Annotated in this window: 13 protein-coding genes; 4 read left to right on the top strand and 9 right to left on the bottom strand. The window is 44.3% G+C overall.

Annotated features, from left to right (window positions below; genetic code table 11):
- Positions 1-24: 24 nt before the first annotated feature.
- The 8 genes from E0H88_RS05500 to E0H88_RS05465 form a co-directional block, all read right to left on the bottom strand.
- A complete protein-coding gene (locus E0H88_RS05500) occupies positions 25-1,221 on the bottom strand; it encodes an OmpP1/FadL family transporter (RefSeq protein ID WP_165493279.1) in 1,197 nt (398 codons plus the stop codon).
- Between the two features lie 252 nt (positions 1,222-1,473).
- A complete protein-coding gene (locus E0H88_RS05495; protein ID WP_092818609.1) occupies positions 1,474-2,397 on the bottom strand; it encodes a CysB family HTH-type transcriptional regulator in 924 nt (307 codons plus the stop codon).
- A gap of 53 nt (positions 2,398-2,450) precedes the next feature.
- The gene (locus E0H88_RS05490; RefSeq protein WP_131273396.1) at positions 2,451-3,512 is read right to left on the bottom strand and encodes a sulfate/molybdate ABC transporter ATP-binding protein; all 1,062 of its coding nucleotides are present in this window, start codon (positions 3,510-3,512) and stop codon (positions 2,451-2,453) included.
- 11 nt (positions 3,513-3,523) lie between these two features.
- Positions 3,524-4,417 carry a sulfate ABC transporter permease subunit CysW gene (gene cysW, locus E0H88_RS05485; RefSeq protein WP_131273395.1) on the bottom strand — a complete coding sequence of 298 codons (894 nt, stop codon included), beginning with the start codon at positions 4,415-4,417 and terminating at the stop codon, positions 3,524-3,526.
- A complete protein-coding gene (cysT, locus tag E0H88_RS05480) occupies positions 4,414-5,247 on the bottom strand; it encodes a sulfate ABC transporter permease subunit CysT (RefSeq protein ID WP_131273394.1) in 834 nt (277 codons plus the stop codon). The genes cysW and cysT overlap by 4 nt, the downstream gene beginning before the upstream one ends.
- A gap of 85 nt (positions 5,248-5,332) precedes the next feature.
- Positions 5,333-5,938 carry an alpha/beta hydrolase gene (locus E0H88_RS05475; protein WP_092818605.1) on the bottom strand — a complete coding sequence of 202 codons (606 nt, stop codon included), beginning with the start codon at positions 5,936-5,938 and terminating at the stop codon, positions 5,333-5,335.
- A 27-nt stretch (positions 5,939-5,965) separates the two neighbouring features.
- Positions 5,966-6,979, bottom strand: coding sequence for a sulfate ABC transporter substrate-binding protein (locus E0H88_RS05470; RefSeq protein ID WP_131273393.1), 1,014 nt, complete (start codon positions 6,977-6,979; stop codon positions 5,966-5,968).
- Between the two features lie 177 nt (positions 6,980-7,156).
- Positions 7,157-8,161 carry a sulfate ABC transporter substrate-binding protein gene (locus E0H88_RS05465; protein ID WP_131273392.1) on the bottom strand — a complete coding sequence of 335 codons (1,005 nt, stop codon included), beginning with the start codon at positions 8,159-8,161 and terminating at the stop codon, positions 7,157-7,159.
- A 166-nt stretch (positions 8,162-8,327) separates the two neighbouring features.
- Between E0H88_RS05465 and pabC the strand changes: the two genes are divergently transcribed.
- The 4 genes from pabC (at position 8,328) to E0H88_RS05445 (ending at position 11,293) form a co-directional block, all read left to right on the top strand.
- Positions 8,328-9,140: an aminodeoxychorismate lyase gene (gene pabC, locus E0H88_RS05460; protein WP_131273391.1), complete on the top strand. Its 813-nt coding sequence runs from the start codon at positions 8,328-8,330 to the stop codon at positions 9,138-9,140.
- A gap of 1 nt (position 9,141) precedes the next feature.
- Positions 9,142-10,188, top strand: coding sequence for an endolytic transglycosylase MltG (gene mltG / locus E0H88_RS05455; protein ID WP_131273390.1), 1,047 nt, complete (start codon positions 9,142-9,144; stop codon positions 10,186-10,188).
- A gap of 9 nt (positions 10,189-10,197) precedes the next feature.
- A complete protein-coding gene (gene tmk / locus E0H88_RS05450; protein ID WP_131273389.1) occupies positions 10,198-10,803 on the top strand; it encodes a dTMP kinase in 606 nt (201 codons plus the stop codon).
- A gap of 73 nt (positions 10,804-10,876) precedes the next feature.
- Positions 10,877-11,293, top strand: coding sequence for a PaaI family thioesterase (locus E0H88_RS05445; RefSeq protein ID WP_131273388.1), 417 nt, complete (start codon positions 10,877-10,879; stop codon positions 11,291-11,293).
- A 67-nt stretch (positions 11,294-11,360) separates the two neighbouring features.
- Here the strand turns inward: E0H88_RS05445 and nadB are convergent, their stop codons facing one another.
- Positions 11,361-13,004, bottom strand: a complete 1,644-nt coding sequence (gene nadB / locus E0H88_RS05440) for an L-aspartate oxidase (protein WP_165493278.1) — start codon at positions 13,002-13,004, stop codon at positions 11,361-11,363.
- Positions 13,005-13,166: the final 162 nt, after the last annotated feature.

Genomic DNA, 13,166 nt, shown 5'->3' with positions numbered 1-13,166 from the left:
TTTTTTAAAATGAAACCATTTTAGTTAAAAGCGGTAACCGAGCTTCAGACCATAAGCAATAATCTTGTTATGATTTACCGAAGATAACACACCAAACAGACTGCCTGAACCTGCCTGATTTTGCTCAACTTTAGCTTTGTTGAGTCTAAAATATTTGATGCCCCCGGCAATAAATAAATTAGAGCGCATATGATAAAAACCGCCAACCCCAAAACTGTAGTAATCATCCGAAGGGCTTAAGGTGGAAGCTGAATTGCCAATACCTGAATCGAATCCTATATCCAGAGCCGTAGTCCATTGCTCATTGAAGACATGGGCAACTCCCAGGGTGGTGGAAAGCTGATTTTTCTGATAATCCACCAAATTGACTGGTACAGGCTCAGTTGAACTCATCAGGGGGGATATCATTTTGAATTTTTTCCAATTTACCCAACGCAACGTGCTATACACGATATTTCTTGGCGTAATCCCGGATCGAAACTCCAGGTTTATGGACTGCGGTGTGTCGATGCTGATGTGCTGTGTAGAAGTTAAATTCAAGATGGGAATTTCAGGTGTAGATGATGTCTGCTCATGAAATTGCGGTTTATGCTGAATCCTGGAACGATAGGTGAGAGAAGTCTTCAGCGCATATTCGGGTATTTCATAACTGATGCCTGTTAACCAGCCTACAGCCGGGTCTTGATCCGTAGTTGCTATATAATCAGCCAGTATTCCCATCGATTGTCCTGAAATTTTCAGCTCTGTATCCAGGGTTTGATAACTTAAACCCGTATAAAAATTCCAGGATGGATTGGGCTGATAACCGATAAGGGCGGTTAAATTATGGGTGTCCAGTTGGAAATGTATGGCATTGACTAAATCGGCAGGACTGCTGACGACAGGTTCTAGCGCGTAGCCGATATCTGTACCAAAAGGCTGATCGTAAATTAGCCCCAAAGACCAGTGAGGGTGTAATTGTAATTTAAATGCGGCATTTGAAATATAAAAGGAATCCGTAAAATTGGGGGTAGAAATTTCAGTAAATGTGGAGGGATTATTTGCATCTGGTCGAAGCGTTTTGCCTGAAATATTGGCATCTACAATAGCAGTTGAGAGCTCGGCATAATGATGCGGTTGTAAAAAAGAGGCGATGGATTGGCTAGAGCTTTCCAGTGCCGAAGCATAGAGATCGCCAGGCATGAAAATGCAAATACTGATGCCAAATGCCGCTGCTTTCATGGATATCCCCATTCAATTTTTTTTGTTATGTCAATGTCTGTATAAAGTGTGAATACACACATGAAATAAAATTCTTTTTATGAACAGGGTTACTGTATGTGATTTTGTATGGAATGAGCAAGTATTGTGTGGATTTTTTTTATTTAAATGATTGAATAATTGAAAGTATTTTTATAAATCAGTCTTTGCAGTGAAAAATGAATGAAAAAAGGGATATTTTTATATCCCTCATTTTAAAAAATCATGAAATGCTTATTCTTCTGGATAAGCCACTTTTTTCAGTGCCTTAATGTCGGCTTCTGGCGAGCAGAGTGAAATAAACTCATAGCCATAACCGCGCAGCAAATGGCCTTTGCGCACCGCAATCCAGGTGGTATTTACCCCAAAGATATCGGTTTGAATCTGTTTGAGGCGATAGTCACGTTCAGCATCATAAGCGACATTGTTGACAATACCGACCCCCATATTCAATTCGACATAGGTTTTGATGACATCGGCATCCAGTGCTGACATCACAATATCAACGTCAATGCCTGCCTCTTCAAAGGCTTTGTCAATTTTAGAACGGCCTGTGAAACCGCCATGGTAGGTAATAATCGGATATTGCGCCAAGTCTTCCAGGGTGATGTCTGCTTTATTGGCAAGCGCATGGTTTTGCGGAGTAATAATACTGTGCTGCCAATTATAATAAGGTACGCTGGCCAGATTTTCTTCCGTGGTCAGAGACTCGGTGGCAATACCAATATCCGCTTCACCTTGCAGCAACATTTCGGTAATTTCAACCGGGCTGGCCTGTTGCAGAATCAAATGAACTTTGGGGAATTCTTTTTTGAACTGGTTCACAATCGGCGGTAATACATAACGCGCTTGGGTATGCGTGGTTGCAATGGTCAGCGTACCTTCATCGACGCGGTTAAAGTCATCTGCCAGACGTTTAATATTGTCGGCATCTACCAGCATGCGTTCCACGATTCCGAGTAAAGACTGGCCCGGTTCGGTCAGTCCCAATAAACGTTTCCCTTTACGGATAAACAGCTGTACGCCCAGTTCATCTTCTAAATCTTTAATGTGCTTACTTACGCCAGATTGCGAAGTATAAAGTGCTGCCGAAGCTTCGGTTAAATTAAAGTTTTGTCTAACAGTTTCTCGAATAATTCTTAATTGTTGGAAATTCATAATGCTGTATACCCTAAAGAGGATGGGGCTGTTTTTGCCCCATCTATTTGTTATTAAGCGACGTCATTGGCAAACAGGTGCAATGCCGTTGGACTTAACCACACTGTTTGATTTGGCTTGAATTGATGTAACTTCGCTTCTTCAGAATTAAGTGAAATTTCAATTAAATTCCCTTGACGATCTTGAAGTTCAGCAATGACTTTGCCGGCAATCCAGATTTCACGCAGAAAAGTGGCCTGAATGGCATTTTCTTGCGGTGTGGCATGAATACGCAATTCATTTGGACGGGCAAAGGCAATCACATTGCCTTGCGGAGCATCTTTCACCTGCGGCAGTTGCAGATGGTCGTCACCAATCTGGATAATGCCTTGCTGGTTTTGACCTTCGAAACGGTTGGCCTGACCCAGGAAGTCAAATACAAACGGCGTTGCCGGTTTTTCATAAACTTCACGTGGTGAACCGATCTGTTCGACATTGCCTTTGTTCATCACCACGATTTGATCGGCGACTTCCAAAGCCTCTTCCTGATCGTGCGTGACGAAAATCGAGGTGATATGCAATTCATCATGCAAAGTACGTAACCAGCGACGCAATTCTTTACGCACCTTGGCATCGAGTGCGCCAAAAGGTTCATCCAGCAATAATACACGAGGTTCAACTGCTAAAGCGCGTGCCAGGGCAATACGTTGACGTTGGCCCCCTGATAGCTGTGCAGGATAACGGTCGGCCAGAAAGCCCAGCTGAACCAGATCAAGCAGGCGGGTCACACGTTTTTTAATTTCAGCTTCCGATGGTCGGGTAGAGCGCGGACGCACACGTAAACCAAAGGCAATGTTGTCAAATACGGTCATATGACGGAACAGCGCATAATGCTGGAATACAAAACCGACTTCACGTTCACGTACATGCACATTGGTTGCATCTTCGCCTTCCAGAATCACCTGACCGCCATCTGCCGATTCCAGCCCTGCGATAATACGCAGCAATGTGGTTTTACCGCAGCCAGATGGGCCGAGTAATGCCACCAGCTGACCATCTGGAAAGTCCAGCGAGATATTTTTAAGTGCATGGAAAGCACCAAAGTGTTTTTCAATATTTTTAACTTGAATACTCATGATGTCATTCCTTAAGAAACTGTTGAATCGTCATTACGTTTGTTTTGTTTTTCCTGGCGTACTTCTACCCATGTTTTCAGGATCAGGGTCACAATTGCCAGTAACGCCAGAAGCGATGACACTGCAAATGCCGCACTAAAGGTATATTCGTTGTAAAGGATTTCTACATGTAGCGGCAGGGTATTGGTTTCGCCGCGAATGTGGCCTGACACTACCGATACGGCACCGAATTCACCCATGGCACGGGCATTACACAGAATCACCCCGTAAATCAGACCCCATTTGATGTTGGGTAAGGTCACTTTCCAGAAAGTTTGCCAGCCTGAAGCACCCAGTACAATCGCAGCTTCTTCTTCCTCGGTACCTTGGGCTTCCATTAAAGGAATCAGTTCACGCGCCACAAAAGGAACGGTAATAAACACGGTAGCAAGTACAATGGCAGGAATGGCATACAGGATTTTAATGTCATTGTCCATTAACCAGCCGCCAAGCCAGCCTTGAGTACCGAAAATCAGAACCAGCATCATGCCGGCGATAACCGGGGAAACCGAGAAAGGTATATCAATAATGGTGGTTAAAATGGATTTGCCACGGAAATTGAATTTTGCTACAGACCATGCGGCTGCTACGCCAAACACCACATTTAATGGCACGGCAATTGCGGCAGTCAATAAGGTCAGTTTCACGGCAGACAAGGTATCTGGATGCACCAGTGCCTGAAAATAAACCCCAACCCCCTGTTTAAATGCTTCCACAAAGACCAGAATTAAGGGCAGAATTAGACAGCTTAAAAAGAAAATCAGGGCAATGGTCAGCAGTAAATAGCGAACCCAGGCTGGTTCACGCGTTGCATCGCGGGACTGTAATTTCTCGGCTAAGGCATTGCTATTGGTGATTAAACTCATCGTGCAGTTCTCCCGGTACGTTTGCTTGCCCAAGCTTGTAACAAGTTAATCAGGAACAAGATGGCAAAAGACAGTACTAACATGACCACGGCAATGGTGGTTGCACCGGCATAGTCATATTCTTCCAGACGGGAAATAATCATCAGGGGCGCAATTTCAGTTTCAAACGGCTGGTTACCGGCAATGAAAATCACGGAACCATATTCACCTACACCGCGTGCAAAGGCCAGGGCAAAACCGGTCAGTAGCGCTGGAAACAGAATTGGCAGGATAATTTTTGTGACAATCTGAAAACGGTTGGCACCCAGAGCAGAAGCCGCTTCTTCAAGTTCGGTTTCAAGGTCACTCAGTACAGGCTGTACGGTACGTACCACGAAAGGCAAGCCAATAAAAATCAGCGCCAGCGTAATCCCGATCGGGGTGTAGGCTACTTTAATTCCCATCGGTTCCAGATACTGGCCAATCCAGCCAGTCGGTGCATATAACGAGGTTAAGGCAATACCCGCCACAGCTGTCGGCAGGGCAAAGGGCAAATCGACCAAAGCATCAACAATGCGTTTACCGGGAAAACTGTAACGCACCAGGCACCATGCCAGTAACAAGCCAAACACCACGTTGACTAAGGCTGCAATTAGGGCAGCGCTAAAACTTAACTGCAAAGATTTTAAGATACGTTCTGAACTTAAAATTTCCCATAAACCGTCCCAGCCTATACCTAGCGATTTGATAAACACCGCAGATAATGGAATAAGCACGATTAATGATAGATACGCTAGGGTAAAGCCTAGAGAAAGACCAAATCCTGGCAGCACTCGGGATCGCTGCGACATGATGATTCCTTAAAAAGAGCGACTACTGACCAATAAAGTCAGCGAAAATAAAAGTTTAATTCGGCACAAGCATAATTTGCAGGGTTTAAATTGCAAATTTAAAAAAGCACTTGCTGTCATCAGTAAAATTGATATTTTGCAGCACATTTTCTGAAATCAGATAATCAAAAATTTCAGGAAAAGGCCCAAAACCGGAAGCAACATTAATATGTCCAACCTGACCCAGATTAACCGGATTAAGTTTCCACGCCTTTGCAAGTTGCTGGGCATCTTCAAAATTTAACCAGGGATCATTTTCACTGATCAGTAAAGTGGTTGGCACCGCAATTTTCAGCTGATGAAAATAGCGTTGATAATCTTGCTGGCTATCACGTGAAAAACCGGCTTCACCAAAACGGGCAGGGTTGGCTGGTGCAACCAGAATCAAATTTTTAATTTTTTGATTGAGTTCCGGATGCTGGGCTAAAGCTGCCACTGTGGTTAAACAGCCAAAACTATGCGCCACAATCTGGATGCTGCCTTGAATAGGTGCCACGGTCTTTACAAACTCGGCAACCCAGTTTTGTAACACAGGCGTGTTCCAGTCCTGTTGCTGCACACGGGAGCATGACATGAGCTGTCGTTGTAGCCATGACTGCCAGTGGGCAGGCTCACTGCCACCTACGCCCGGAACAATTACGGTATGAATCATGTCGATGCTCCTGTCTATCGAATACTGTTATTTTGCATTATTGGCTTTAACAATCTGGTCAAATACGCCGCCATTTTCAAAGTGCGCTTTTTGAACTTTATTCCAGCCGCCAAATTCCTGATCGATGCTGACCAGTTTTAATGGCTTGAATACCTTGCTGTATTGCGCCAGTGTTTTTGCGTTGCGTGGACGATAAAAGTTCTCAGCCGCATGTTGCTGGCCGCGTGGCGAGTAAAGGAAGTTCAAGTAGCCTTGAGCGAGATATTTGTTGCCTTTTTTCTCTGCATTTTTTTCGACAATCGCCACGGGTGGCTCAGCCAAAATAGACAAAGATGGTGTGATAATTTCAAACTTACCTGGTTGTTCACGAAGGGCTAAGTAAGCTTCGTTTTCCCAAGCCAGCAGCACATCACCAATGCCACGTTCTGCAAATGTTGTGGTTGAACCGCGTGCGCCAGAATCGAGAACCTTGGTGTTTTTATAAATTTTACGCACAAATTCCTGTGCAGTTTTGTCGTTGCCACCCGCCTGGTGTTTTGCCCAAGCCCATGCCGCCAGATAGTTCCAGCGTGCGCCGCCAGAAGTTTTAGGGTTTGGGGTAATGATGCCTACTCCCGGTTTAACCAGATCACCCCAGTCCTTAATGTGTTTCGGGTTGCCTTTACGCACTAAAAATACGATGGTAGAGGTATAGGGTGTCGAGTTATGCGGCAGCTTCTTTTGCCAGTCTGCAGGTAACTGTCTGGTTTTTTCCGCAATCACATCAATGTCGGCAGAAAGGGCTAAAGTCACCACATCGGCATCCAGGCCATCAATCACTGCTCGAGCCTGTTTGCCTGAACCGCCATGAGACTGCTTGAAATTGATTTTCTGACCGGTACGGCTTTCCCAGTATTTGCTGAAATCTTTGTTTACGCTTTCATACAGTTCGCGTGTTGGGTCATAAGAGACATTGAGAAAATCTTTCGCTGCAGCACCTAAAGAAATGGTAGATATAACTGCTGCTAAAACCCCAAGTTTCAATTTTGCCGAAATGCTCATGCGAACCTCAATATTCTTAATATGTTTCATTACAGAGGTACAGAATAGCCTTCTTCTTTATGCATAAAAAATAATAAAAAATGAATTTTATATGAATAAAAAAGATAAATGGACTTGTTTTATAAAATAAGCACCAGCCTTATTCATAAAACTGATGCTTAGATTAAGTGACTGAGATTATTTACTGCTATTGGCTTTCACAATCTGGTCAAATACGCCGCCATTTTCAAAATGTGCTTTTTGGACTTTGCTCCATCCGCCAAATTCTTTATCAATAGTGACCAGTTTCAGTGGTTTGAATACGGATTTGTATTTTGCCAATACTACTGCATTACGTGGACGGTAGAAGTTACTGGCAGCAATCTTTTGACCTGCAGGTGAATACAGGTAATTTAAGTAGGCTTTAGCTAAATTCAGGTTGCCGTCTTTTTGGGCATTCTTTTCTACAATGGCAACGGGGGGTTCAGCCAAAATAGACAATGACGGCGTGATAATTTCAAACTTGCCCGGTTGTTCGCGGATCGCTAGGTGAGCTTCGTTTTCCCATGCCAGCAAGACATCACCAATGCCACGTTCTGCAAATGTTGTGGTTGATCCACGTGCACCTGAGTCCAGGACTTTGGTGTTTTTATAGATTTTACGTACAAATTCCTGTGCTTTGGCATCGTTACCGCCTGGCTGATGTTTCGCCCAAGCCCAGGCTGCAAGATAGTTCCAGCGGGCACCGCCAGACGTTTTCGGGTTTGGGGTAATAATGCCCACATCATTTTTGACCAGATCTCCCCAGTCCTTAATGCCTTTCGGGTTGCCCTTACGTACCAGGAATACAATGGTGGAGGTATATGGGGTAGAGTTATTCGGGAACTGTTTTTGCCAGTTTTTTGGTAAAAGATTTGAATTTTCGGCAATGGCATCAATATCTGCTGCAAGTGCCAGTGTCACCACATCGGCATTCAGGCCATCAATCACCGCACGCGCCTGTTTGCCAGATCCGCCGTGTGACTGTTTAAAGTTAATATCTTGGCCGGTGGTTTTCTTCCAGTATGCGCCAAACTCTTTGTTGTAGTTTTCATACAATTCACGGGTTGGATCATAGGAAACGTTTAAAAAGTCTTTTGCCAGTGCAGTAAAAGAGGTTGCTGAAATAAGTGCTGCCAAAACCCCGATTTTTAATGTACGCATTTTACTGTCCTTTGAATTTGAATTATGAATGTTTCGTAACGGGGCCAAGCATAGCTTTATCTTTTATATGAAAAAAATAATAAGAAATGAATTTGATATGAATAAAAAAGCTATCAATTCAGCGCCACTATTTTTAAACTAGGTCATCATTTGCAGGATATTTGTTATGCCATGTTTTAAGAATGCACGGGAAATAAATGAAGTGTCATTACAGGACCGTGCCTTTCATTACGGAGATGGCTGTTTCACTACAGCACGTGTTCGGCATGGCAAAATGGAACTCGAAAATTTGCATAAGTCGCGGTTACAGTTAAGTTGTGAGCGGCTGATGCTGCAGGCAGATTTAAGCTGCATTGAAAAAACTTTGGCTGTGTTGCAGCAGCAATTTTTGCAAGTCAATGGCACATTGAAAATCATCATCAGTCGCGGAGAGGGGCAGCGCGGTTATAGCCTGCCAGATCATCCGGCCGATGTCTGGGTGTTTTTTTATCCCAAAGCAGTGGATGATTTTCAGATAGAGAAAATTAAATCCGGGGTACTACAACAGGCATTGGGCTTGAGCATGCCCAATCTGGTCGGCTTAAAAAGCCTGAACCGACTGGAACAGGTCCTGTTAAAACATGAAGCCGATCAGCGCGGATGGGCAGAGGCTTTGGTGACCGATGTACAAGGGACGGTTGTTGAAGGAGTAAGCAGTAATTGTTTCATTCGTTTAAACAATACATGGGTTACACCGGAACTTCGCTATAATGGCGTGCATGGGGTGATGCGGGCGGAAATTTTGTCCCGGATGCAGCAGCATGGCATTCAATGCGAACAGCGTTTTATCGATCTGGATGACATTGCAAAATTTGAAAGCCTGTTTTTCTGTAATGCCCTAAGTCCCATGAAAGTTGTGACTGAACTTAATCAACACGCGTTGAATGTTCAACCGTGTATTGAACTTTTTAATATCCTTCAATTAGATCAGATTCATTAATATGTCCAGCCCAAAGAAAAAATCGAAAAAGAAAGTAACCCGCGTATTTCCATTCAAAGGCATTGTCGTTCTAATTGCAGGTTTTGTGGTCCTGATTGGCGTAATCCTGGGGTCAAGCTTGTTCAGGTCCTATCCGGTGCAAGGTGAAAAGCAAATGCTGGCGATTGGAGACGGTGATAGTTATTCCAGCTTTATTGACCGTTTAGCCAAGGAAAATAAAGTCAGTTTTCCTGTCGTGTTGAAGCTTTATCAAAAAATCATGATTCATGACAGCATGAAAGCAGGTGTTTATGAAATTCATCAAGGCATGTCGGTACGTGAAGTCATGGAACTGGTCTCGAATGCTGAAAATGCACAGATGAACCGTATTCTGGTGATTGAAGGCACCACGTTTAAACAGCTGATTGCGCAGCTGAAAAAGGATGATCTGGTTACCAAGGATGTGATTAATCTGCCTCAGGATCAAATGCTAAAAGCATTAGGTATTCCGTTTAATCATCCCGAAGGCCTGTTCGCGCCAGATACCTATTTCTTTGCCAAAGGGGAAAGCGATAAGAAGATTTTGACCGATTTATATAAACGTCAAATGAAGGCTTTGGATACGGCATGGGAAAACCGTGCAGGCGGCTTACCTTATAAGGATAAATATGAAGCGCTGATTATGGCTTCCATTGTGGAAAAAGAAACCAGCCTGGATTATGAGTTAAATCAGGTGTCGGGGGTGTTTGTGCGTCGTCTGCAACAAGGCATGCGTCTGCAAACCGATCCAACCGTAATTTATGGCATGGGCGACCGTTATAATGGCAACATCACCCGTACCGATTTGCGCACGCCTACGCCATATAATACCTATACTAACAATGGTTTACCGCCGACGCCGATTGCTTTGCCAAGTCAAAAAGCCATAGAAGCGGCTATGCACCCGGACAATTCCAACAATATCTATTTTGTGGCTACGGGCAATGGTGGCCATAAATTTAGCGCAAGTTTGGATGAGCATAATCGCGCTGTGCAAGAATATTTAACTGTCATTCGTTCAAAAAATTAAGGAGTGGGGATGTTTATTAGTTTTGAAGGCACTGAAGGTGTCGGGAAAACCACACTCATTCGTAAAATCCACGAGCACTTGGTTCAGCAAGGTCAAGATGTCGTTCTTACACGTGAACCGGGTGGCACGCCGATGGCAGAACAAATCCGTTCCCTGTTGCTGTCAGTCAATCATGAAGAAAGCATGTCGAACGACACCGAACTACTGTTAATGTATGCGGCACGTGCACAGCATTTACAGCAAGTCATTGTTCCTGCATTGGCGGCAGGTAAAACAGTACTGTGTGACCGTTTTACCGATGCCAGTTTTGCCTATCAGTGTGCAGGGCGTGGCTTAAGCAAAGAAAAATTACAGTTATTGAATGCCAACTTTGTTTCACATATGCCTGATATCACTTTTTGGCTGGATGCGCCGACTGAACTGGGAATGTCGCGCGCGCGTGCACGGGGTGCATTGGACCGTTTTGAACAGGAAAAAGCGGCTTTTTTTGAGAAAGTACGTTCAGGCTATCAGGAGCTTTGGGAACGGCAAGGTGAACGGATTAAGCGTCTGGATGCCACCCAAACCCCAGAACAGGTATTTCACCAGGCACTTGCATGTTTGCAATCGGTGTAGCCATTCTCTTTAATTGGGTTTAAATGAAAAATCTTCTATAGTGGCTAACATTATGGAAGATTTTTTATCAACAATGAAAAGTAATAAAGCCGAAATTATTGATTTTTTGCAACGCGAGTTTCCGCAAAGCCTGCAAAAATGCGAAATAGAAACCGTCACTGAAAAAGGCGCATCCATTATTTATCATGTGGGAAGTGCAGATTTAAGACCGGGTGGAACGGTGTCTGGCCCCACCATGATGACTGCTGCCGATTATGCGCTTTATATTGCGATACTCGGGGAAATCGGGATTGTGGCATTGGCTGTCACGACCAATTTATCGGTTAATTTTTTAAGAAAACCGACCGCAGCACAGGATATTCGTGCAGTTTGCCAATTAATGAAAGTGGGTAAAGCCCTCATTGTCGGGGATGTATGGTTATATTCCATTGATCTGGATGAACCGATTGCCCACGCGGTAGGTACTTATTCCATCCCACCCCGGCAATAAATAGACATCATGCAGATTGAAAAAGACCGAACAAAATGTTCGGTCTTTTTATTTATGCTACACGGATTTAAGCATCCACATTGACCAACGGGGTTTCCACCTTAAAGTTTGGTGGAGTCAGTACCGTTTTACGCAGTTCAGGTCCAAGCTCCGGATAATCCAGAGTGTAGTGCAAACCGCGTGATTCCTTGCGTTCCATGGCACAGCGCACAATCATCTCTGAAACCAGTACCAGGTTACGCAGTTCAATCAGGTTTTTGCTGACCTGGTAATCCTGGTAATACTCGGTGATTTCACGCTTCAACATTTCAATACGATGTAAGGCACGTTGCAGGCGTTTGGTGGTCCGTACAATGCCCACATAGTTCCACATGGTCTGACGTAGTTCATCCCAGTTTTGCAGAATAACGACATCTTCATCCGGATTCATCACTTGGGAATCATCCCAGGCAGGGATAGCGGGTGAAACATAATCCGGATTGAACAGGCTTTCTATATGTTTTGCTGCGCTCATGCCATATACGAAACATTCTAAAAGTGAGTTACTGGCCATTCGGTTAGCACCATGCAAGCCGGTATAAGAAGTTTCACCAATGGCATATAAACCTTCAATGTCGGTCTGGCTATTTTCATCAACCACCACGCCGCCACAGGTATAGTGGGCCGCAGGAACCACGGGAATCATGTCCTTGGTAATGTCGATTCCTAATTCAAGCAAACGTGCATACAGGGTCGGGAAGTGCTCTTTAATAAACGCTTCATCTTTATGGGTAATGTCCAGCCAGACATGACGGATACCCAAACGCTTAATTTCATAGTCAATGGCACGGGCCACGATATCACGCGGTGCCAGTTCCGCACGTTCGTCAAAACGCAGCATGAAACGTTCACCGTCCGGCAAGCGTAAATAAGCCCCTTCACCGCGCATGGCTTCGGTAATTAAAAAGGAACGTGCTTGCGGATGATACAGGCAGGTCGGATGGAACTGGTTGAATTCCATGTTGGCAACCCGGCATCCGGCACGATAGGCCATGGCAATGCCATCACCGGTCGCAATATCCGGATTAGAGGTATACAGATAGGCTTTCATCGCCCCGCCACACGCCAAGGCTGTAGAAGGTGCCAAGAAAGTATGGACTTTTTCAGTCTTTTCATCGAGCGCGTATAAGCCTAGGGCACGATTACTTTGATCTTTCAGGCCGAGTTTTTTTGAAGTGATTAAATCAATGGCAATATAGTTTTCAAAAATCGTGATGTTTTGCTTTTCACGGGCACGTTGCACCAAAGTGGTTGAAATGGCACGACCGGTCGCATCTGCGGCATGGATAATACGGCGCTGTGAATGACCACCTTCACGGGTTAAATGCAGCTGTTCCTGTTCATCTAAGGTAAATTGCACGCCATGTTTTAACAGGAAATCGACCGAAGGTTTGCCGCCTTCTACAGTCTGCTTGACGGCTTCACGTTCGCATAACTGCGCACCTGCAATCATGGTGTCATCAATATGTTGTGCAATGGAGTCGGTTTCATCTAAAACCGCAGCAACGCCGCCTTGCGCATAAAAAGTACTGGCTTCGGTGAGTGTCGATTTGGCCAAAACAGCAATATTGAAATGATCGGGTAATGATAAGGCCAGACTCAAACCTGCGCCACCACTGCCCACAATGATCACGTCAAAATGATGTGTTGTATTTAAATTAGACATGTCCATCAGCTAATTTGAAAAAAGTTTGCTAATAACACCCCTTTTTTACTCAAAAAACAAGACCTAATATGCTAATGTATGATGAGAAAAAGTAATAAGGCAACAAACTTTTAAGAAATATTTAAGCTGTTGTTTATACAAATATAATCAAACATATTATTACCCAAG

Source organism: Acinetobacter sp. ANC 4216, assembly GCF_004331195.1.
Classification (GTDB): domain Bacteria; phylum Pseudomonadota; class Gammaproteobacteria; order Pseudomonadales; family Moraxellaceae; genus Acinetobacter; species Acinetobacter kookii.
The sequence above is the reverse complement of the archived record's forward strand: the minus strand, read 5'-3'. Positions and strand labels throughout refer to the sequence as shown.

Excerpts from the sequence above, each read along its gene's own strand:
- E0H88_RS05500 (WP_165493279.1), bottom strand. The coding sequence starts at position 1,221 with ATGAAAGCAGCGGCATTTGGCATCAGTATTTGCATTTTCATGCCTGGC.
- E0H88_RS05495 (WP_092818609.1), bottom strand. The coding sequence starts at position 2,397 with ATGAATTTCCAACAATTAAGAATTATTCGAGAAACTGTTAGACAAAAC.
- E0H88_RS05490 (WP_131273396.1), bottom strand. The coding sequence starts at position 3,512 with ATGAGTATTCAAGTTAAAAATATTGAAAAACACTTTGGTGCTTTCCAT.
- cysW (WP_131273395.1), bottom strand. The coding sequence starts at position 4,417 with ATGAGTTTAATCACCAATAGCAATGCCTTAGCCGAGAAATTACAGTCC.
- cysT (WP_131273394.1), bottom strand. The coding sequence starts at position 5,247 with ATGTCGCAGCGATCCCGAGTGCTGCCAGGATTTGGTCTTTCTCTAGGC.
- E0H88_RS05475 (WP_092818605.1), bottom strand. The coding sequence starts at position 5,938 with ATGATTCATACCGTAATTGTTCCGGGCGTAGGTGGCAGTGAGCCTGCC.
- E0H88_RS05470 (WP_131273393.1), bottom strand. The coding sequence starts at position 6,979 with ATGAGCATTTCGGCAAAATTGAAACTTGGGGTTTTAGCAGCAGTTATA.
- E0H88_RS05465 (WP_131273392.1), bottom strand. The coding sequence starts at position 8,161 with ATGCGTACATTAAAAATCGGGGTTTTGGCAGCACTTATTTCAGCAACC.
- pabC (WP_131273391.1), top strand. The coding sequence starts at position 8,328 with ATGCCATGTTTTAAGAATGCACGGGAAATAAATGAAGTGTCATTACAG.
- mltG (WP_131273390.1), top strand. The coding sequence starts at position 9,142 with ATGTCCAGCCCAAAGAAAAAATCGAAAAAGAAAGTAACCCGCGTATTT.
- tmk (WP_131273389.1), top strand. The coding sequence starts at position 10,198 with ATGTTTATTAGTTTTGAAGGCACTGAAGGTGTCGGGAAAACCACACTC.
- E0H88_RS05445 (WP_131273388.1), top strand. The coding sequence starts at position 10,877 with ATGAAAAGTAATAAAGCCGAAATTATTGATTTTTTGCAACGCGAGTTT.
- nadB (WP_165493278.1), bottom strand. The coding sequence starts at position 13,004 with ATGGACATGTCTAATTTAAATACAACACATCATTTTGACGTGATCATT.